The following is a 17,914-nucleotide window of genomic DNA, read 5'->3' on the forward strand; positions in this document are numbered from 1 at the left end:
ATTCCGAAGGGACTTCCGTGTCCGAACCCATCGACCTCGCCGCACTCCCGCACGACTTCCTGTGGGGCACGGCGACAGCGGCGTACCAGATCGAGGGGGCCGTCGCCGAGGACGGCCGTTCACCGTCGATCTGGGACACCTTCTCGCACACCCCGGGGAAGATCGCGAACGACGACACCGGTGACGTCGCCTGCGACCACTACCACCGCTGGCGCGAGGACATCGGCCTGATGCGGCAACTGGGCGTCAACGCCTACCGGTTGTCGGTGGCCTGGCCGCGGGTGCTCCCGGGCGGGGACGGTCCGGTCAACGCCAAGGGCCTCGCCTTCTACGACGAGTTGGTGGACGCCCTGCTGGAGGCGGGCATCACCCCGTCGGTCACCCTCTACCACTGGGACCTGCCGCAGGTGCTCCAGGACCGCGGCGGCTGGCCGGAGCGGGCCACCGCGTTCACGTTCGCCGAGTACGCCTCGGCCGTCGCCGAACGCCTCGGCGACCGCGTGGGGCTCTGGGCCACCCTCAACGAGCCCTCCTGCTCTGCCTGGATCGGCCACCTGGAGGGCAAGATGGCCCCGGGCTGGACGGATCTCACGGCCGCCGTCCGCGCCTCCTACCATCTGCTGCTCGGCCACGGCCTCGCCACGCAGGCGATCCGCGCCGCCGTTCCCGGCGCCCAGGTCGGCATCGTCAACAACCTCTCCACCGTCCACGCGGCCACCGGTCGTCCCGAGGACCTGGCGGCCGCCCGCCGCCACGACGGCCATGTCAACCGCTGGTGGCTCGACCCGGTGCACGGCCGCGGCTTCCCCGCCGACATGATCGAGACGTACGGCGTCGAACTCCCCGAGCGGCCCGGCGACTTGAAGACCATCGCGGCCCCGCTGGACTGGCTCGGCCTCAACTACTACTTCCCCGCCTACGTTGCCGACGACCCCGACGGACCCGCCCCCCGCGTCCGTTCCGTGCGCCGCCCGGACGTCCCGCGCACCGGCATGGACTGGGAGATCGACGCGGGCGGCATCGAGACGCTGCTGCTGCGCCTGACCGAGGAGTACGGGGCACGGAAGATCTACGTCACCGAGAACGGCTCGGCCTACCCGGACGTGGTCCACCCCTACGGCACCGTCGACGATCCCGAGCGCCAGGACTACCTGGAGCGGCACCTCGCCGCCTGCGCCTCGGCGGCCCGCAAGGGTGCCCCGCTGGCCGGCTACTTCGCCTGGTCGCTGCTGGACAACTTCGAGTGGGCGTACGGCTACGCCAAGCGCTTCGGCCTGATCCATGTCGACTACCGCACCCAGGTGCGCACGATCAAGGGCAGCGGACACCGGTACGCGGACATCGTCCGTGTCCACCGCGGCCAGTCACGCCGGGCCGCCTGAGCCGGGGCCCGGACGGCCGGTGCGCGGGGGTGCCAGAGCCCCTGCCCACCGGCCCGCAGGGCGGAACAGAGGGGCTGACCTGTCGTTCCCTTCAGCGGCTCGGTGATCGCGCGCCCCGCTTCATGCATATCCAGTGCAAGTGCAGAAGATAAGCATTAGGCCAGCCCCCCCAGACGACCTCGACGGTGCCCGTTCCGTCATCCTGCCGCCCGTCACCCGCCACGCCCCGCTGACTGAACGGAGCGCCGGTGCCTCACGTACCTCCCGACCGTGGGAGGATCCCTCACCATGAGCGCGTCGCCGGCGGTACGGAGCCTGCGCGCCGCGGTGTTCGCCGCGGTGTGCGTGCTGCTGGCTGCCGCCGGACACGGCCTGGCCATGGGCGCCATGCCGCCCCTGTGGGCCGACGCCGCCGGCTTCTGCGCCGTCTTCGCGCTCGGCTGGGCGCTCGGCGGACGGGAGCGGTCGCTGCCCGGCATCGGCGCGGCCATGCTCCTCACCCAGGCCGGGCTGCACCTCGCCTTCGACGCGGCCCACCGGGACATCGGTCCGGGCCGTGCGCAGGCCATGCACATGGCCTCCATGCCGGGTCACACCATGGCGGCGATGCACCTCCACCCCGTGGCTCACACCGGCGCCGCCCACGCCACCGCCGCGCACCTCCTCGCCGCGCTGGCCGCCTCCTGGTGGCTCAGGCGGGGCGAGGCCGCCCTGTGGTCGCTGCTGCGCCGCGCGGTCACGCTCCTGCCGGGCCTCGTCGCCTGGTGGCGGCGCACCCCGCTGCCCGTTTCCGCCGGCCCCGCCCTGTGCGCCCCGGCCGGCCCCGAGCCGCCCCGCCGGCCCGCCCTGCGGCACGCGGTGAGCCGCCGCGGACCCCCGGCCCCGATCCCGTACCCGATCTGACCATCTGACCCACGTCACTCGTACGGAGATCCACTCACTCATGTCCGCGACACGCATCGCCCTGCGCCGTGCCGGTACCCTCACCGCCCTGACCGCCGCCGGGCTCCTCGCCGCCGCCGGCGTCGCCTCCGCGCACGTCACCGTCCACCCGGAGAGCTACGCCAAGGGAGCCACCGACGGCCTGCTGACCTTCCGCGTCCCCAACGAGGAGGACAGCGCCTCCACCACCAAGGTGCAGGTCTTCCTGCCGACCGACCACCCCGTCCTCGGCGTCCTGGTCCACCCACGGGACGGCTGGACCGCCAAGGTGACCACCACCAAGCTCAAGAAGCCGGTCAAGACCGACGACGGCACCATCACCGACGCCGTCTCCCAGATCACCTGGACCGGCGGGAAGATCGGCGCCGGACAGTACGAGGACTTCGACGTCGCCTTCGGCCAGCTGCCCGACGACACCGGCCAGTTGTCGTTCAAGACGCTGCAGACCTACTCCGACGGCAAGGTCGCCCGCTGGATCGAGGAGTCGGCCGGCGGGGACGAGCCGGAGAACCCGGCGCCGGTGCTCAAGCTCACCGCGGGCGGGCAGACCCCGGCCGCCGCGGCGGCGAAGAGCGACAGCGGGGGCAGCACGAAGACGACGGACGCGAGCGACTCCACGGCCCGCGGCCTGGGCGTCGCCGGGCTCGTGGTCGGCGTACTGGGCCTGGCGGCGGCCGCCTTCGCGATCGTACGAAGCCGGGCCGCGCGGTCGTAACCGCGCGCCCACGGGGCACGGGAAAGGGCCCGGACCGCTCGTCGGTCCGGGCCCTTCGCCGTGCGCCGGGTGCCCTCAGCGAGCCGCCAGCTCCAGCAGGCGCGGCTCCGCCGACGCCTCCTCGGCGGCGGCAGCAGGAGCGGCAGTGGCAGCGGCGGCGCTAGGACGGGAGTTCCGCCACAGCCACAGCACGTCCCGGCCGAACGACCAGACCAGCGAGCCCAGCGCCAGCAGCACGACCGCCAGATTGGCCGCGTGCGGCAGCAGCTCGGCGCCCGCCAGCAGCAGGCAGACGCCCTGGATCGCGGCGACCGTCTTGCGGGCGAAGGACGGCGGCAGCGGGGCGTTCAGCCAGGGGGCGACACGAGCCGCTGCCACGAACGCGTAGCGCATGGACCCGATCAGCAGCACCCACGGCCCCAGCTGCATCGCCACGTACACGCTCAGCACCAGGATCAGGAACGCGTCGACCTCCATGTCGAAGCGGGCGCCGAGCGCGGAGGAGGTGCCGGTGCGGCGGGCCACCTTGCCGTCCACCCCGTCCAGAAGGAGCGCCACGGCGGTCAGCCCGACCAGCAGTGTGACCGGCGGCGCGCTCTGGAAGGAGTCGGCGACCAGCGCGGTCACCCCGCCGACCAGGGTGGCCCGGCCGAGGGTGACCCGGTTGGCTGGCCCGAAGGAACTGAGCCGGGAGCGGTGCAGGGCACGGGAGAGAACCGCCCAGGTGGCGAACGCGAAGCCCAGTCCCGTCAGCCAGCCGGCCACGCCCATGCCGATCGCCGTGCCGATCAGGGACAGCAGCAGGATCTGCGCGCCCGCTCCCACAGCGGTCTCCTGCTGAAGCCTCGCGTCAAAAGTGTTGTTCAGGGCCACCGCACACCCTCCGGCCGAGTGACAGAGTCGATCAACGCCGCGTACTGTGCGCGGCCTGTGCACTTCTCGGTACGTGAACAACTTCCCGATCGTTCAGGAGGATGCCGATGAACCGGTCGGCCCGCGCGTTCTGGCTCCGCTCACCCGGCGTCGGCGAGCTGCGCGACGTCACTCTCGCGGACCCCGCCGAGGGCGAGATCGTCGTGCGCGCCCTCTACTCCGGAGTCAGCCGCGGCACGGAGACACTGGTCTTCCGCGGCAGGGTGCCCGAGAGCCAACACGCCGTCATGCGGGCGCCGTTCCAGGAGGGCGACTTCCCGGGCCCGGTGAAGTACGGCTACCTGAACGTCGGGATCGTCGAGGAAGGACCGGAGGCGCTCCTCGGGCGCACGGTCTTCTGCCTGTATCCGCATCAGAGCCGTTACGCCGTTCCGGTGAGCGCCGTGACCGTGGTGCCCGAGCGGGTGCCCGCCCGGCGGGCCGTTCTCGCGGGCACCGTGGAGACCGCCGTGAACGCCCTGTGGGACGCGGCACCGCAGATCGGCGACCGGATCGCGGTGGTCGGCGGCGGCATGGTCGGCTGCTCCGTGGCGGCCCTGCTCGCCCGCTTCCCCGGCATACGGCTGCAGCTGGTCGACGCCGACCCGGCCCGCGCCAAGACCGCCGAGGCGCTAGGCGTGGACTTCGCCGCACCCGCGGACGCGCTGGGCGACTGTGACCTCGTCATCCACGCCAGCGCCACCGAGCAGGGCCTCGCCCGCTCCCTCGAACTCCTCGCCGCCGAGGGCACGGTCGTCGAACTGAGCTGGTACGGCGACCGGCGCATCGCCCTGCCGCTCGGCGAGGCCTTCCACTCGCGCCGGCTCACCGTGCGCAGCAGCCAGGTCGGCACCGTCTCCCCGGCGGCCCGCCCCGGCCGCGGCTACGCCGAGCGGATGGCGCTCGCCCTCGATCTGCTCGCCGACCCGGCGCTGGACGCCCTCATCACCGGGGAGAGCACCTTCGAGGAGCTGCCGGAACTGATGCCGAGACTCGCCTCCGGTGAGATCCCGGCACTGTGCCACCGGATCTCGTACGGCGAAGACGGCCTGACCTGAGAAAAGAGTGAGAGAGGGCTGAACGCGGGGAAGCGAAGAGCCGTACTACACGTCATCCCCCGGCAGTGAGCCGCCGGGGGCACCAGACGCGCCGCACCTGGAGGGTCGTCCGTTGTTCAGCATCACCGTCCGCGATCACATCATGATCGCCCACAGCTTCCGCGGCGACGTGTTCGGGCCCGCGCAGCGACTGCACGGCGCCACCTTCCTCGTGGACGCCACGTTCCGCCGCGAGCAGCTGGACGAGGACAACATCGTCGTCGACATCGGCCTGGCCACCCAGGAACTGGGCGCCGTCACCGGCGAGCTGAACTACCGCAACCTCGACGACGAGCCGGAGTTCGCCGGGATCAACACCTCCACCGAGTTCCTGGCCAAGGTCATCGCCGACCGGCTCGCCGAACGCGTCCACAAGGGCGCACTCGGCGAGGGCGCCAAGGGCCTCAAGAGCCTCACCGTCACCCTGCACGAGTCGCACATCGCCTGGGCGAGTTACGAGCGTGCGCTGTGACCGATCTGGCCCTGGAGAAGACCGGGCAGGCGGCACTCGCCCATGTGCCCGCGCAACGCGCCGCCTCCTCCGCTTCCGCCGCCCCCTTCGCCTCCGAGAACGCCGGGATCGTGCCCATGTCCCTGCGCACCGTGCACTTCGTGATGCCGGGCGGCGTCGACGACCCGGCCACGCCGAGCGGCGGCAACGCCTACGACCGCCGGGTCTGCCTGGACCTGCCGGGCTTCGGCTGGCAGGCCGTGCCGCACGCCGTGCCCGGCAGCTGGCCGCGCCCCGCCCAGGCCGACCGTGACACGCTCGCCCGCACCCTGCGGGACCTGCCGGACGACACCGTCGTCCTGCTGGACGGGCTGGTCGCCTGCGGCGTCCCGGAGATCGTCGTGCCCGAGGCCGAACGGCTGCGGCTCGCGGTCCTGGTGCATCTGCCCCTCGGCGACGAGACCGGCCTGGACCCGGCCGTGGCAGCCGACCTGGACGCCCGCGAACGGGCGGTGCTGCGGGCGGTGTCCGCGGTCGTCGCCACCAGCGACTGGGCGGTCCGCCGACTCATCTCCCACCACGGCCTGGCCCCCGAACGGGTCCACGTCGCCGCACCCGGAGCCGACATCGCACCGCTCGCTCCCGGCACCGACGGCGTCACCCAGCTGCTGTGTGTCGCCGCCGTCACCCCGCGCAAGGGCCAGCACCGGCTGGTGGAGGCGCTGGCCGCGGTGACCGACCTGCCGTGGCGCTGCGTGTGCGTCGGCGGACTGACCAACGACCCCGAGTACGTCGCCCACTTGCGCGACCTGATCCGGCGGCACGGTCTCGAGGACCGCCTGCACCTCGCCGGACCGCAGGCCGGTGCCGCGCTCGACGCCGCCTACGCGACGGCCGACCTGATGGTCCTCACCTCGTACGCGGAGACCTACGGCATGGCGGTCACCGAGGCGCTCGCCCGCGGGATCCCGGTGCTGGCGACCGACGTCGGCGGTGTGCCCGAGGCCGTCGGCCGCGCCCCCGACGGCGGCGTCCCCGGCATCCTCGTCCCGCCGGAGGACCCCGCCGCGCTCGCCGCCGAACTGCGCGGCTGGTTCGGCGAACCCGACGTACGCCGCCGCCTGAAGGCCGCGGCTCGCAGCCGCCGCGCGGCTCTCGGCGGCTGGGCGGCGACCGCCCGCAGCCTGGCCGCGGTACTCGGCCGGCTTCCCGAAACCCCGAGGAGGGCGGCATGAAGGACACGACGACGGTGACCGGGGGGATCCCGGCCCAACCCGGGCCCCGCGAGACGCAGTCGGCGGCCGACGGCGACCCGTCCCAGGTCATCGCCGGGGCCGGGCCCGTGGCCCGCCCCGGCGAACGGGCCACGGTGCGGCTGCGCGAGGGCGGGCAGGAGGAGGAGCCGTCCCGGTACGCACCCGAGTGGCTGCAACTGCGCGAAGGGGCCGACGCGGCCGCCCGGGCGCAGGACCTGCTGGACCCGCTGCGGATCCGGCTGGCCAATCTGCCGGGCCGCGCGGGCGGTCTGGTCGTGCACGACCTGGGCTGTGGCACCGGCTCCATGGGCCGCTGGCTGGCGCCCCGCCTGGACGGCGCGCAGCACTGGATCCTGCACGACCGTGACCCCTACCTGCTGCACTTCGCCGCGGTGGCCTCGGCGCGCTCCGCCGCCGACGGCAGCCGGATCACGGTCGAGACACGGCGCGGCGACATCGCCCGGCTCACCCCCGACGCGCTGTCCGGGGCTTCGCTGGCGACCGCGTCGGCGCTGCTGGACGTCCTCACCCGTGAGGAGATCGAGGCCCTCGCCGACGCGTGCACCGGCGCCGGCTGTCCGGCGCTGCTCACGCTGTCCGTCGCGGGACGCGTCGAACTCACCCCCGCCCACCCCCTGGACGCCGAGATCGCCGAGGCGTTCGACGCCCACCAGCGGCGAGGCGGTCTGCTCGGCCCGGACGCGGTGACCGTGGCCTGCGAGGTGTTCGCCGAGCGCGGGGCGACGGTACGGCTGCAGCCGAGCCCCTGGCGGCTCGGCCCCGCGGAGTCCGCGCTGACCGAGCAGTGGCTGCGCGGATGGGTCGGCGCGGCCGTCGAACAGCGGCCCGGCCTGCGCGAACGCGCCGAACGCTATCTGGACGAGCGCCTGGCCGCCTGCGCGGCGGGCGAGTTGCACGTGGTCGTCCACCACAGCGACCTGCTGGCACTGCCCCGGCCGAGGGGCGGGGCGTCATGAACGGACCGACGGTGCCCACGGCCTCCGCACGGGCGGGGAGCCTCGGCCCGGCACCCGCCCCCGAAACCGTGACGGCACTGCTGGAACCGCCCGTCGGCGAGGCCACGCCCGCACCCGCGTTCCCGCGCCCCCGCACCCCCGAGCCCGCGGAGCTCAACACCCCCCGCGTCCCCCGTACCCTCCTCTCCCGTCTCAACTCCCGTGCCCTGCACACTCACTTCGGCACGGGGGTCGGGGTCGTCATCCTCGCCGTCCTGCTCTGGCGGCTGGGTACCGGCGTCCTTCTCGACGGGCTGCGGCGGATCGACACGGTGACGTTGCTGGCGGCTCTGGCGATCGGCGTGGTCACCACCGTGTTCAGCGCGTGGCGCTGGCAGCTGGTGGCCCGCGGGCTGCGGATCCGGCTGCCGTTCGGGCCCGCGCTGGCCGACTACTACCGCGCGCTGTTCCTGAACGCGGCGCTGCCCGGCGGGATCCTGGGCGATGTGCACCGGGCGGTCCGGCACGGGCAGAGCGCCGGTGACCTGCGGCGCGGAGTGAAGACGGTGGTGCTGGAGCGGGTCGCCGGGCAGATCGCGCTGACCGTGTTCGGCGCCGCGGTGCTGCTGACCCTGCCCTCGCCCGTCCGCGACGACGTCCGGGGCTTCGCCCCGCTCGCGGCCCTCGCCGCCATGGGCGCGCTCGCCGTCGTCGTCGCCGTCCGCATGAACCGTGCGTCCACCCGGCGCCGCGGCGCGCTGCGCGCCACCCTCGGCGAGGCGCGGCAGGGGCTCCTGTCCCGGCAGGCCGGGCCGGGTGTGGCGCTGTCCTCGGCCGTCATCCTCGCCGGACACGTGGCGATGTTCGTCGTCGCGGCACGGGTCGCCGGATCGGCCGCCTCCGTGCCGGTGCTGCTGCCGCTCGCGGTCCTCGCCCTGGTCGCCATGGGCCTGCCGCTGAACGTCGGCGGTTTCGGCCCCCGCGAGGGCGTCACCGCCTGGGCGTTCGGCGCCGCCGGGCTCGGCGCGAGCAACGGAGTGGCCGTCGCCGTGGTGTACGGCGTGCTCAGCTTCGTGGCGAGCCTGCCCGGCGCCGTCGTCCTCGTCGCCCGCTGGTACACCGGACTGCGCGGCTACCCCCGTACGCCCTCGCCGTCGCCCGACGTGAGCAACGCGTACGTCGCGCCGAAGGATTCCACCAGACTCGCCAGCAGTTCCTTCCCCTTTTCCGCGGACCCCAGGGAAGGACGGCCGATGACGCCCGATTCGGTATAGGCGGACATTCCCACGGTGAGCAGATGACGACGGTCGTCCGCGGTGAAATCAGCGGACTCGTAACCAGGGCGGACGAATTCGGGATGAGCGTGCAGCAGAATGGAGGTCTCGATTTCCCCCGCGTGCATGTCGGTGAGCAGCGAGGTGAGCACACCCGCCCGCTCCCGGGCCGTCTCCCAGTCCTCCGCGGCGGGGAACAGCGCCGCCTTCTCGCCGCGCGCGGAGGCCTCCTGGACGACGTTGCCCAGCACGTAGTTGCCGCCGTGCCCGTTGACCACGACCAGCGCGTCCACGCCGGAGCGGCCGAGCGACGCCGCGATGTCCCGGACCACCGCGTGCAGGGTCACGGCGGAGATGCTGACGGTCCCCGGCCAGGCCGCGTGCTCGTGCGAGCAGGAGACCGTCAGCGGAGGAAGGAGGTGCACCGGATACGCCTCGGCGATCTCCCGTGCCACGGCACAGGCGACGAGCGTGTCGGTCGCCAGCGGAAGGAAGGGACCATGCTGTTCGAAGCTGCCGACGGGAAGGACGGCGACCTGTGCTGAAACGCCCGCCCCCCGCATCCGTACGTCCTCCGTGGTGTCCGCCGGCACCACCCCGTATGCCGCCGTACGCGCGCCCGAACCACTCATCTTTTCCCCGGCCTTTCGTCTCTGCTTAGGAATCAGATCATGACAGAAAACATCGGCGTCCTCGGCAAGAAGTCCCAGCGGCGTTCGGGCGCGGAACGCGTCGTGAATGCCCCGCTGCCCACCGTGTACGGGAAATTCCAGGCGATCGGCTACCTGGACCACGACCGCGGTGACGAGCAAGTCGCCCTCGTCCACGGCGAGATCGGCTCCGAGAACGTTCTGGTCCGGCTGCACTCGGAGTGCCTGACCGGGGACGCGTTCGGCTCGCAGCACTGCGAGTGCGGGGACCAGCTGGCCTCGTCGCTGCGCGCGGTGGTCGCCGAAGGCAGCGGCATCGTCGTCTACTTGCGGGGTCACGAGGGCCGTGGCATCGGCCTCCTCGCCAAGCTGCGCGCGATGGCCCTGCAGGCGGAGGGCCTGGACACGGTCGAGGCGAACCTGGCGCTCGGCCTGCCCGTCGACGCCCGCGACTACGGCGTCGCGGCCGAGATCCTGCGCGACCTCGGGGTGCGCTCGGTCCGGCTGATGTCCAACAACCCGCGCAAGCGCGAGGCGCTGGTCCGGCACGGCATCCAGGTGGCCGAGCAGGTGCCGCTGCTGATCGAGCCGTGCGAGAGCAACATCACCTATCTGCGCACCAAGCGGGAGCGGATGGACCACATCCTGCCTCACCTGGACGCGGTCGCCCACGGCTCCTGATTCGGCGGGCTGCCGTCCGGACAGGATCAGAGGATGACCGACGACGACGTCCTCTTCCTCTCCGGCGCCGAGGTGACGCGGCTGCTCGGAGCGGACGCGGCGATCGCCTCCCAGCGGACGGCCTTCACGGCGCTCGGCACCGGCGAGGCCGATCTGCCCGGGAAGATCATGGAGCCGAGCCGCTTCGACGACAGTGTGGTCTTCGCCTACGTCTCCCGGCTGTCCGAGGACACCGGGGCGGTGGCGAAGTTCGGCAGCGTCAACCCGGGCAACGCGGCGGCCGGACTGCCCACCGTGCACGCGGTCGTCACCGCGCTGGACCCGGCGACCGGCCGGCTCGCCGCCGTCCTGGACGGCACGGCCGTGACCACGCTGCGCACGGCCGCCGGGAGCGCCGTCGCCGTGGACGCCCTCGCCGTGCCCGGCCGCACCGAACTGGCCCTGCTGGGCTCCGGCACCCAGGCCCTCGCCCACGCCCGCATGATCGCCCGGGTCCGGGAGCTGACGGCGGTACGGCTGTGGAGCCCGGACCCGCACCGGCGCGCCGCGGCCGCCGGCACCCTCGCCCGCGAACTCGGCGTGCCCGTCCGGGCGGCGGACAGCGCCGAGGAGGCCGTGACCGGGGCATCCGTGGTCGCCGCCTGCACGCTCAGCACGACACCCGTGGTGCGCGGCGCGTGGCTGGCACCCGGTTGCACCGTGGTCAGCGTCGGCTCCTTCGAGCCCACCCGCCGAGAGGTCGACACCGACGTCGTACGGCGGGCCGCGGCCGTCGTCGTCGACGACCCCGGGACGGCGGCCGGGCACGCCGGACCGATCGTGGACGCCCTGCGCGACGGCCTGCTCGACCCGGACGCCCTCGTCCCGCTGGGCGAGGTGCTCACCGGACACCGCACCGCCCGCACCACCCCCCAGGACGTCCTGTATTACAACAGCGTCGGACTCGGCATCCAGGACGCGGCGGCCGCCTGGGCCGTGATCCGTGCCGCGAGGGAGGCGGGGGCGTGAACCTCCGGGCCCGTGTGGTCGTCGTCGGCGGCGGTGTGATGGGCACGAGCATCGCCTGCCATCTCGCGCGCGCCGGGGTGCGGGACGTCGTCCTGGTCGAGCGGGACGAACTCGCCGCCGGGTCCACCTCCAAGGCCGCGGGCGGGGTACGGGCGCAGTTCTCCGACGAGCTGAACATCCGGCTCGGTGCGCGCAGCCTGGAGGCCTTCGCCCGGTTCGAGGAGGAGACCGGCCAGGACATCGGGCTGCACCGGGTCGGCTATCTCTTCCTGCTGTCCACACCCGAGCAGGTCGCCTCGTTCGAGGCGGGGGTCCGGCTGCAGAACTCCCTCGGCGTGCCGAGCCGGATGCTCACCCCGAAGCAGGCCCGCCGCCTCTCCCCGCTGATCACCACCGACGGCCTGCTGGCCGCCGCCCACTCCCCGGACGACGGCCACTGCACGCCCGAGGCGGTCGTCCACGGCTACGCGGCCACCGCCCGCGCACACGGCGCCCGCATCCTGCGCCACACCGAGGTCACCGGCATCGAACGGCAGGGCGCCACCATCACCGCCGTCGGCACCACTCTCGGCCGCATCCGCACCGATACGGTGATCTGCGCGGCCGGCGCCTGGTCGAGGGCGGTCGGCGCGATGGCGGGCGTCGACCTTCCGGTCGAACCGCTGCGCCGCCAGATCGCGGTCACCGAGCCGGTGCCGGGGCTGCCGCCCGCCCTGCCCATGACGATCGACTTCACCACCAGCCTGTACTTCCACGCCGAGGGCCCCGGCCTGCTGCTCGGCATGTCCGACCCGGACGAGCGGCCGGGCTTCGCCACCGACACCCACGACCGCTGGATCCCCCGGCTGTGCGAGGCGATGCAGCGACGCGCCCCCGCCCTGCTCGAGCTGCGCCGCACCGGCGGCTGGGCGGGCCTGTACGAGAACACCCCCGACCACAACGCGCTGATCGGCGAGGCGACTTCGGTGTCCCGCTTCCTGTACGCGACCGGCTTCTCCGGGCACGGCTTCCTGCAGGGCCCCGCCGTGGGCGAGATCGTCCGCGACCTCTATCTGGGCCGCCCGCCCTTCCTGGACGTCCGCCCCCTGAGCGCCGACCGGTTCGTGGCCGGCGCCCCGCGCCCGGAGGCCAATGTGGTGTGACCGTGCCGCACCTCGCCCCGCGGCCGGTCAGTAGATCGTGAGGGAGACGCCGCACAGGCCCATTCCGGCTTGTGCGGCGAGCCGCCACATGCGCAACGGGCCGTCCAGGACCGACTCCTCCTCGGGTGAGTAGCCGAGCCAGTCCCGTCGGCGCGCGGCGGCCCGTTCCGCCGGGTCGAACGTCAGGGCGCGTTCCAGCCGGGGCAGGGTGTCACGTACTTCGGCGGACGTGAGCAGGAAGTTGCCGCACCAGCCGGGCAGCAGCGCGGCCCGGGCCGGCCCGATGGCGTGGAAGAAGGACCAGACCGCCCAGTCCTTGCTCTGCACGGAGATGAACAGGCGGTCCCCGATACCCTCCTGGTCCCACACGTCGTGCAGCACGGAGAACGGGTCGTCGGCGGACAGCCCGTCGTACATCTTCTGGACGTGATCGCCGCCGCGGACCAACTCCAGGAAGTCCTCGGAGGGTTCGCCGGGCCAGGTGTCCCCGGTCGTCCAGCGTGCCCACCGCTCCCGGGCGAGCGGCTCGTTGCGCTCCGCCTCGATCAACGGCAGGAAGCGCGGCGCCAGTTCATTGCCGAGGTAACCGTCGTCGTGGGCGCTGATGCTCCAGGCGGTGGTGATTCCCATGGGGCAGGACCGTAGCCGAGCCGTCAGTCCGCCAAAGCCTCGTGCACCAGCCGGCGCAGCTCCGGGAAGACCTTCAGCTTCTTCGGCCGTACCTGGGTCATGAACTGCACGGTCAGATCGTGGCTCGGGTCGACCCAGAAGGCGGTGGTGGCCACGCCGGTCCAGCCGTAGGTGCCGAGGCCCTGCGGGACGACGGTGCGGGCCGGGTCGACGACCACGGAGACGTTGAAGCCGAAGCCGAGGCCCTCATTGTTCCGCTCCTGGTGGACGGGGGCGCCGAAGGAGCGCCGGTCGGCGCCGCCGGGCAGCTGGTTGCGGGTCATGCCCGCGAGCGTGCCGGGTCTCAGTACGCGGGTGCCGTCCAGCTCGCCGCCCCGGCGCAGCATCTCCATGAACCGGTGGAAGTCCTGTGCCGTGGCGACGATGCCGCCGCTGCCGGACAGGAACCGCGGCCGGCTCCGCACGGGCAGCCCCGGGACCGGTGCGATGCCGCCGTCGTCCGTCTCGCCGTACAACTCGGCCAGACGTCCGCACTGTTCGGGGGTGAGGTGGAAGCCGGCGTCGGTCATGCCGAGCGGGCGGAAGATCCGCTCGGCGAAGAACTCGTCCAGCGGCTGCCCGGAGACCAGCTCGATCACCCGGCCCAGCACATTGGAGGCGACCGAGTAGTTCCACTGCGTGCCCGGCTCGAACTGCAGCGGCAGGCTCGCGTACACCTCGACGGTCTCGGCGAGGTCGGCGCCCGGCGGTACGGAGAACTCCAGGCCCGCGGCGCGGTAGAGCGCGTCGACGGGGTGGTCGTGGTAGAAGCCGAAGGTCAGGCCCGCCGTGTGGGTGAGCAGATGACGGATCAGGATCGGGCCGTCGGCCGGACGCGTCCGCACATCGGCGCCCGAACCGCTCTCGTACACACGGGGGTCGGCGAACGCGGGAACGTAGCGGTCGACCGGGTCGTCCAGGGACAGCAGGCCCTGCTCCACCAGTTGGAGCACCGCGACCGCCGTGACCGGTTTGGTCATGGAGTAGACGCGCCACAGGGTGTCGGCCTCCACCGGCAGCCCGGCCGCGAGGTCGCGGTGGCCGTGCGTGGTGAGGTGGGCGACACGGCCGCCGCGGGCCACGGCGACCAGATAGCCGGGCAGGCGCCCTTCGTCGACGTGGCGGGCGAAGTGCTGGTCGAGGCGGTCAAGGGCCCTCGCGTCGAGCCCGACCTCGCTCGGGTCGACTTCCTGTCGCAGCTGTGCCATCGCTCTCCTTCGGTCGCGTCGTGCGCGTGCGGTCCGGCTCGCCGGCCGGGACGACCTGACGCCTCATCGTCGCGCAGGAACACCGGCTCGGACCCGCTCATCAGGGGTGTGTGTGATCGACGCGACGCCGCGACCCGGCAGGGCGCGGGCGGCCGGCACGGCACACGCGGCCACGGCGGCGAGCGCGAGCAGTGCCGTACCCGGTCCCGCGTCCATCAGCGCGGTGCCCGCGGCCACACCGATGACCGGGCCGACGTTCAGCGCGGTCTGCTGCAGCCCGCCCGCCACTCCGGCCGCCGCCACGTCCGCATGCCGTACGACGACATGGGTGGCCGCCACCATCACCGTGCCGAACCCGGCGCCGAGCAGCGCGAAGGCGCAGCAGAGCGCGAGGGTGCCGGTGGCCCGGGACAGCACGAGGACGCCCAGCGCGAGCGCCGCCGTCGCCGCTCCCGCCGTCCACCGCGCACCCACTCGGCGCAGCAGTGCCGGGCACAGCGGGGCGGACAGCACCATCAGCACCGCCAACGGCAGGCTGCGCAGGGCGCTGTGGAACGGATCGAGACCGAGCCTGCGCTGCAGCACGTACGTCTCGACGAACAGTGTGCCGAACAGCGAGGCCGACACGGCGACGAGCAGGCCGAGCGCCGCGCCGACGGCGGGGGAGCCGATGACCTCGGGCGGCAGCAGCGGGCTCGCGGTCCGCCGTTCGTGCCGTAGGAAGGCGGCACCGGCCAGCGCGGCGCCCCCGAACCCGGCCGCGGTGGCCGCACCGGAGCCGGGCGGCGCGACCAGCGTGTGCACGAAACAGGCCAGGGTGACCGCGAGGAGCAGCGCACCGGGGAGGTCCAGGGACGCCGAGGGCCGGAACCGGACCTCGTCTCCCGGGGCGGCGGCCGTCGTACGCTCCCCGCCCGCCAGGGCCGCGAGCCCGAAGCCCAGCGCCGGCAGCACACCGAGGAAGAACACCGACCGCCAGCCCAGGCCGCTCACCAGCGCACCGCCCACCAGCGGTCCCGCGGCCGCCGCCAGGCCGATCGCGCTGGTGCGCACCGCGAGCGGCATGGCCAGCCGGTCCGGCGGGAAGGCGGTCCGCAGCATGCCGAGCGTGGCCGGCTGCAGCAGCGCTCCGCACACCCCCTGCGCCACCCGCAGCCCGATCACCCAGCCGATCCCGGGCGCGAGACCGATGCCCGCCGAGGTCGCGCCGAACCCCAGCATGCCGAGCGCGAACAACCGCCGCTGCCCGTACCGGTCGCCGAGCCGCCCCGCGAACACCAGCAGGCTCGCCACCGCGACGAGATACGCGGTACTGGTCCACTGCACCTGCGTGTACGACGCGTGCAGCGCCCGTTGCAGGGAGGGCTGGGCGACCGTGAGGACCGTACCGTCCAGGGCGACGAGCACCGCGCCCGCCACGCTTGCGGCCAGCGTGAGGCGGCGGTTCACCGGGCCTCCCGCGGGCTCAGATGGGCGAGCAGGGCCGCCTCCAGCAGGGGCGCGAAGTCCTCGCCTCCGGTGGCCAGTTGGAGACTGCCCCAGTGCCACAGCTGGGCGATGCCGTGCAGGTTGGCCCACAGAGCGCCGGCCACGCGGCGGGCGTCCGCCTCGGGCCGGACGCGGCCCAGCAGATCCACGAGCAGTCCGAAGAGCGGCAGACTCGTCTCGCGCAGCCCCAGGTGTCCGCTCTCCAGCAGGTCATGACGGAACATCAGCTCGTACATGCCCGGGTTGTTTAGCGCGAACTCCAGGTAGGCGCGGGACAGTTCCGACACCTGCGTGCGCGGATCGCCACCGGCCGCCAGTGTCGCCTCGACCCGGCCGGCCAGGTCCGCGAAGCCCCGCCGGGCGATGGCGGAGAGCAGCTCCAGGTGGGTGGGGAAGTAGCGCCGGGGCGCCCCGTGCGAGACCCCCGCACGGCGGGCGATCTCCCGCAGCGTCAACGCCTGGGCGCCCTCGGCGGCCACCAGCTCCACGCCGACGTCGACCAGGCGGGCCCGCAGGCCCGTGTCGGATTCACTCATGGACACTGTCTACCAGTCGGTGGTAGACAGTGTCTACTCGGTCGGCGGGTGCCGGGAATGCGCGGACCGCCCCGCCGAGTTGAGGTGGTTATGACTCAGGACGCCACGCAGGACGCACTGCTGAAGCTGCTCTCCGAGCAGGACGGCGGGGTGCTGGTCACCCTCAGGGGTATCGCCGAGGTGAGCCCAAAAGGGGCCATGGGATGATCTTGCTCCGTGATTGATGAGCAGAATCCTGGTGAGCGGGGTGGCTGGGGTGTCGCCGAGATAAGCGCCAAGGCCGCCAGTAGTTGATCTTGAGCGGCCCGGGGTCAGTGAGGCCGCAGTTGGCGCTGGGATCGATCATGGCCGTCGCCGGTCCTCTGTGCTTCTAGGATTGCGAGGGTGACGGCAAGAACCAGTGACATCGAGAAGGCGGCCGGTGTGCTGCGTGCCGGCGGCCTGGTGGCTCTCCCGACCGAGACCGTCTACGGACTGGGCGCCAACGCTGAGGACCCCGCCGCCGTCTCGCACATCTTCCAGGTCAAGGGGCGTCCGCCCTCGCACCCGCTGATCGTCCACATTGGGAGCGCGGAGCACCTGGACGACTGGGTCGAGGACGTGCCCGCGACGGCCCGCCTGCTGGCCGAACGCTTCTGGCCGGGGCCCCTCACGCTGGTCCTGCGGCGCGGTCGCCGGGTGCCCCTGGAAGCGACCGGTGGCTTGGAGACGGTGGCCGTGCGCGTGCCCGACCACCCCGTGGCACTCGCGCTGCTGTCGGCCTTCGGTGGTGGTGTCACGGCCCCGTCCGCCAACCGCTTCGGCTCGGTGAGCCCCACGACCGCGGACGACGTCCGTGCCGAGCTCGGCGACGGGGTCGACTTCGTGCTGGACGGCGGCCCCTGCGAGGTCGGTGTCGAGTCGACCATCGTCGACGCCACGGGCGAGATCCCGACCATCCTGCGGCCCGGCGGGGTGACGCGTGAGGACCTCGAAGCGGTGCTGGGGTGCCCGCTCGTGGTCCCTGCGACCAGCCACATCCGGGTGCCGGGCCAGCATCCGTCGCACTACGCGCCGCGTGCTCGGGTCGTCCTGGTCGAGCCGGAGAAGGTCGTCGCCGAGGCGGAGCTGGCGCAGGAGCTGGGGCACCGGGTCGGCGTCTTTCTTCCGCCCGCCTTCGCCGGCGCCGAGGTGAAGGCGCACGCGGTGGTGCAGGTCCCCGGTTCGATGGCCGCCTATGCGCGCGGGTTGTACGGGTTCCTGCGCGAACTCGACCTGCGGGGGTGCGACCTCATCGTCGCGTCCCTGCCGGCGGAGGAGGGGCTGGGACTGGCGATCGCCAACCGGCTCCGCCGCGCCGCGGGGCCCCGGACCACCGTGTGACCAGCGCCGACACCCTGCCCTTACTGCTCCCGGGCGCCGGGGTCTGGCGGATTCGTGGCGGATTCGGCTGAGCTTCCGCCGGTCTGGCAGACCGGGCACAGCTCGTGCCGCCCGTCGTCGGTGACGACCGTTCCCCATCCCAGGCACACCTCGCAGCCCGCGGCCGCGCCAAGTCGGCGCGGGGG

Annotated in this window: 17 protein-coding genes and 1 pseudogene; 12 read left to right on the forward strand and 6 right to left on the reverse strand. The window is 73.3% G+C overall.

Annotated elements, in window-relative coordinates:
• Positions 1-17: 17 nt before the first annotated feature.
• The 3 genes from AVL59_RS14430 (at position 18) to AVL59_RS14440 (ending at position 3,039) form a co-directional block, all read left to right on the forward strand.
• The gene (locus AVL59_RS14430; protein WP_067303772.1) at positions 18-1,382 is read left to right on the forward strand and encodes a GH1 family beta-glucosidase; all 1,365 of its coding nucleotides are present in this window, start codon (positions 18-20) and stop codon (positions 1,380-1,382) included.
• A gap of 288 nt (positions 1,383-1,670) precedes the next feature.
• Positions 1,671-2,285, forward strand: coding sequence for a hypothetical protein (locus AVL59_RS14435; protein ID WP_067303775.1), 615 nt, complete (start codon positions 1,671-1,673; stop codon positions 2,283-2,285).
• A gap of 40 nt (positions 2,286-2,325) precedes the next feature.
• Positions 2,326-3,039, forward strand: coding sequence for a YcnI family protein (locus AVL59_RS14440; RefSeq protein ID WP_067303778.1), 714 nt, complete (start codon positions 2,326-2,328; stop codon positions 3,037-3,039).
• Between the two features lie 75 nt (positions 3,040-3,114).
• On the opposite strand, the gene AVL59_RS14445 is transcribed toward AVL59_RS14440, so the two are convergent.
• Positions 3,115-3,912, reverse strand: a complete 798-nt coding sequence (locus AVL59_RS14445; RefSeq protein ID WP_067303780.1) for a CDP-alcohol phosphatidyltransferase family protein — start codon at positions 3,910-3,912, stop codon at positions 3,115-3,117.
• Between the two features lie 107 nt (positions 3,913-4,019).
• On the opposite strand from AVL59_RS14445, the gene AVL59_RS14450 reads away from it, so the two are divergent.
• From AVL59_RS14450 to AVL59_RS54175, 5 genes and pseudogenes are all read left to right on the forward strand, one after another.
• Complete coding sequence (locus AVL59_RS14450) at positions 4,020-5,009, forward strand: zinc-dependent alcohol dehydrogenase (protein WP_067303782.1); 990 nt, start codon at positions 4,020-4,022, stop codon at positions 5,007-5,009.
• 112 nt (positions 5,010-5,121) lie between these two features.
• Entirely contained in the window at positions 5,122-5,520 is a 399-nt protein-coding gene (locus AVL59_RS14455) for a 6-pyruvoyl trahydropterin synthase family protein (protein ID WP_067303784.1), read from the forward strand.
• On the forward strand, positions 5,517-6,734 hold the full coding sequence (locus AVL59_RS14460; RefSeq protein ID WP_067303786.1) for a glycosyltransferase family 4 protein: 1,218 nt from the start codon (positions 5,517-5,519) through the stop codon (positions 6,732-6,734). The genes AVL59_RS14455 and AVL59_RS14460 overlap by 4 nt, the downstream gene beginning before the upstream one ends.
• Positions 6,731-7,732: a methyltransferase domain-containing protein gene (locus AVL59_RS50440; protein ID WP_067303789.1), complete on the forward strand. Its 1,002-nt coding sequence runs from the start codon at positions 6,731-6,733 to the stop codon at positions 7,730-7,732. Before AVL59_RS14460 ends, AVL59_RS50440 begins: the two co-directional genes overlap by 4 nt.
• A pseudogene (locus AVL59_RS54175) lies at positions 7,729-8,742 on the forward strand (lysylphosphatidylglycerol synthase transmembrane domain-containing protein); the annotation flags it as partial. The gene AVL59_RS50440 and the pseudogene AVL59_RS54175, both read left to right, overlap by 4 nt.
• Before the next feature lie 101 nt (positions 8,743-8,843).
• Here AVL59_RS54175 and AVL59_RS48010 read toward each other — a convergent pair.
• On the reverse strand, positions 8,844-9,617 hold the full coding sequence (locus AVL59_RS48010) for a creatininase family protein (RefSeq protein ID WP_079146696.1): 774 nt from the start codon (positions 9,615-9,617) through the stop codon (positions 8,844-8,846).
• A 39-nt stretch (positions 9,618-9,656) separates the two neighbouring features.
• Between AVL59_RS48010 and ribA the strand changes: the two genes are divergently transcribed.
• Genes ribA through AVL59_RS14485 form a run of 3 tightly spaced genes read left to right on the forward strand, consistent with a single transcriptional unit; the run spans position 9,657 to position 12,466 of the window.
• Positions 9,657-10,316, forward strand: a complete 660-nt coding sequence (gene ribA / locus AVL59_RS14475; RefSeq protein ID WP_067303792.1) for a GTP cyclohydrolase II — start codon at positions 9,657-9,659, stop codon at positions 10,314-10,316.
• Between the two features lie 33 nt (positions 10,317-10,349).
• Positions 10,350-11,324, forward strand: coding sequence for an ornithine cyclodeaminase family protein (locus AVL59_RS14480; protein WP_067303795.1), 975 nt, complete (start codon positions 10,350-10,352; stop codon positions 11,322-11,324).
• Complete coding sequence (locus AVL59_RS14485) at positions 11,321-12,466, forward strand: NAD(P)/FAD-dependent oxidoreductase (RefSeq protein WP_067303797.1); 1,146 nt, start codon at positions 11,321-11,323, stop codon at positions 12,464-12,466. The genes AVL59_RS14480 and AVL59_RS14485 overlap by 4 nt, the downstream gene beginning before the upstream one ends.
• Before the next feature lie 27 nt (positions 12,467-12,493).
• Here the strand turns inward: AVL59_RS14485 and AVL59_RS14490 are convergent, their stop codons facing one another.
• The 4 genes from AVL59_RS14490 to AVL59_RS14505 all read right to left on the reverse strand — a co-directional run bounded on the left by AVL59_RS14490 (position 12,494) and on the right by AVL59_RS14505 (position 16,367).
• Positions 12,494-13,096: a hypothetical protein gene (locus AVL59_RS14490; protein ID WP_067303800.1), complete on the reverse strand. Its 603-nt coding sequence runs from the start codon at positions 13,094-13,096 to the stop codon at positions 12,494-12,496.
• Between the two features lie 23 nt (positions 13,097-13,119).
• Entirely contained in the window at positions 13,120-14,343 is a 1,224-nt protein-coding gene (locus AVL59_RS14495; protein ID WP_067303802.1) for a serine hydrolase domain-containing protein, read from the reverse strand.
• Between the two features lie 63 nt (positions 14,344-14,406).
• Entirely contained in the window at positions 14,407-15,792 is a 1,386-nt protein-coding gene (locus AVL59_RS14500; RefSeq protein WP_067303805.1) for an MFS transporter, read from the reverse strand.
• Complete coding sequence (locus AVL59_RS14505; protein ID WP_067303808.1) at positions 15,789-16,367, reverse strand: TetR/AcrR family transcriptional regulator; 579 nt, start codon at positions 16,365-16,367, stop codon at positions 15,789-15,791. The genes AVL59_RS14500 and AVL59_RS14505 overlap by 4 nt, the downstream gene beginning before the upstream one ends.
• A gap of 384 nt (positions 16,368-16,751) precedes the next feature.
• Here AVL59_RS14505 and AVL59_RS14510 point away from each other — a divergent pair, with 384 nt between their 5' ends.
• Positions 16,752-17,729: an L-threonylcarbamoyladenylate synthase gene (locus tag AVL59_RS14510; RefSeq protein WP_067303810.1), complete on the forward strand. Its 978-nt coding sequence runs from the start codon at positions 16,752-16,754 to the stop codon at positions 17,727-17,729.
• Positions 17,730-17,914: the final 185 nt, after the last annotated feature.

This window comes from Streptomyces griseochromogenes, from assembly GCF_001542625.1.
Classification (GTDB): domain Bacteria; phylum Actinomycetota; class Actinomycetes; order Streptomycetales; family Streptomycetaceae; genus Streptomyces; species Streptomyces griseochromogenes.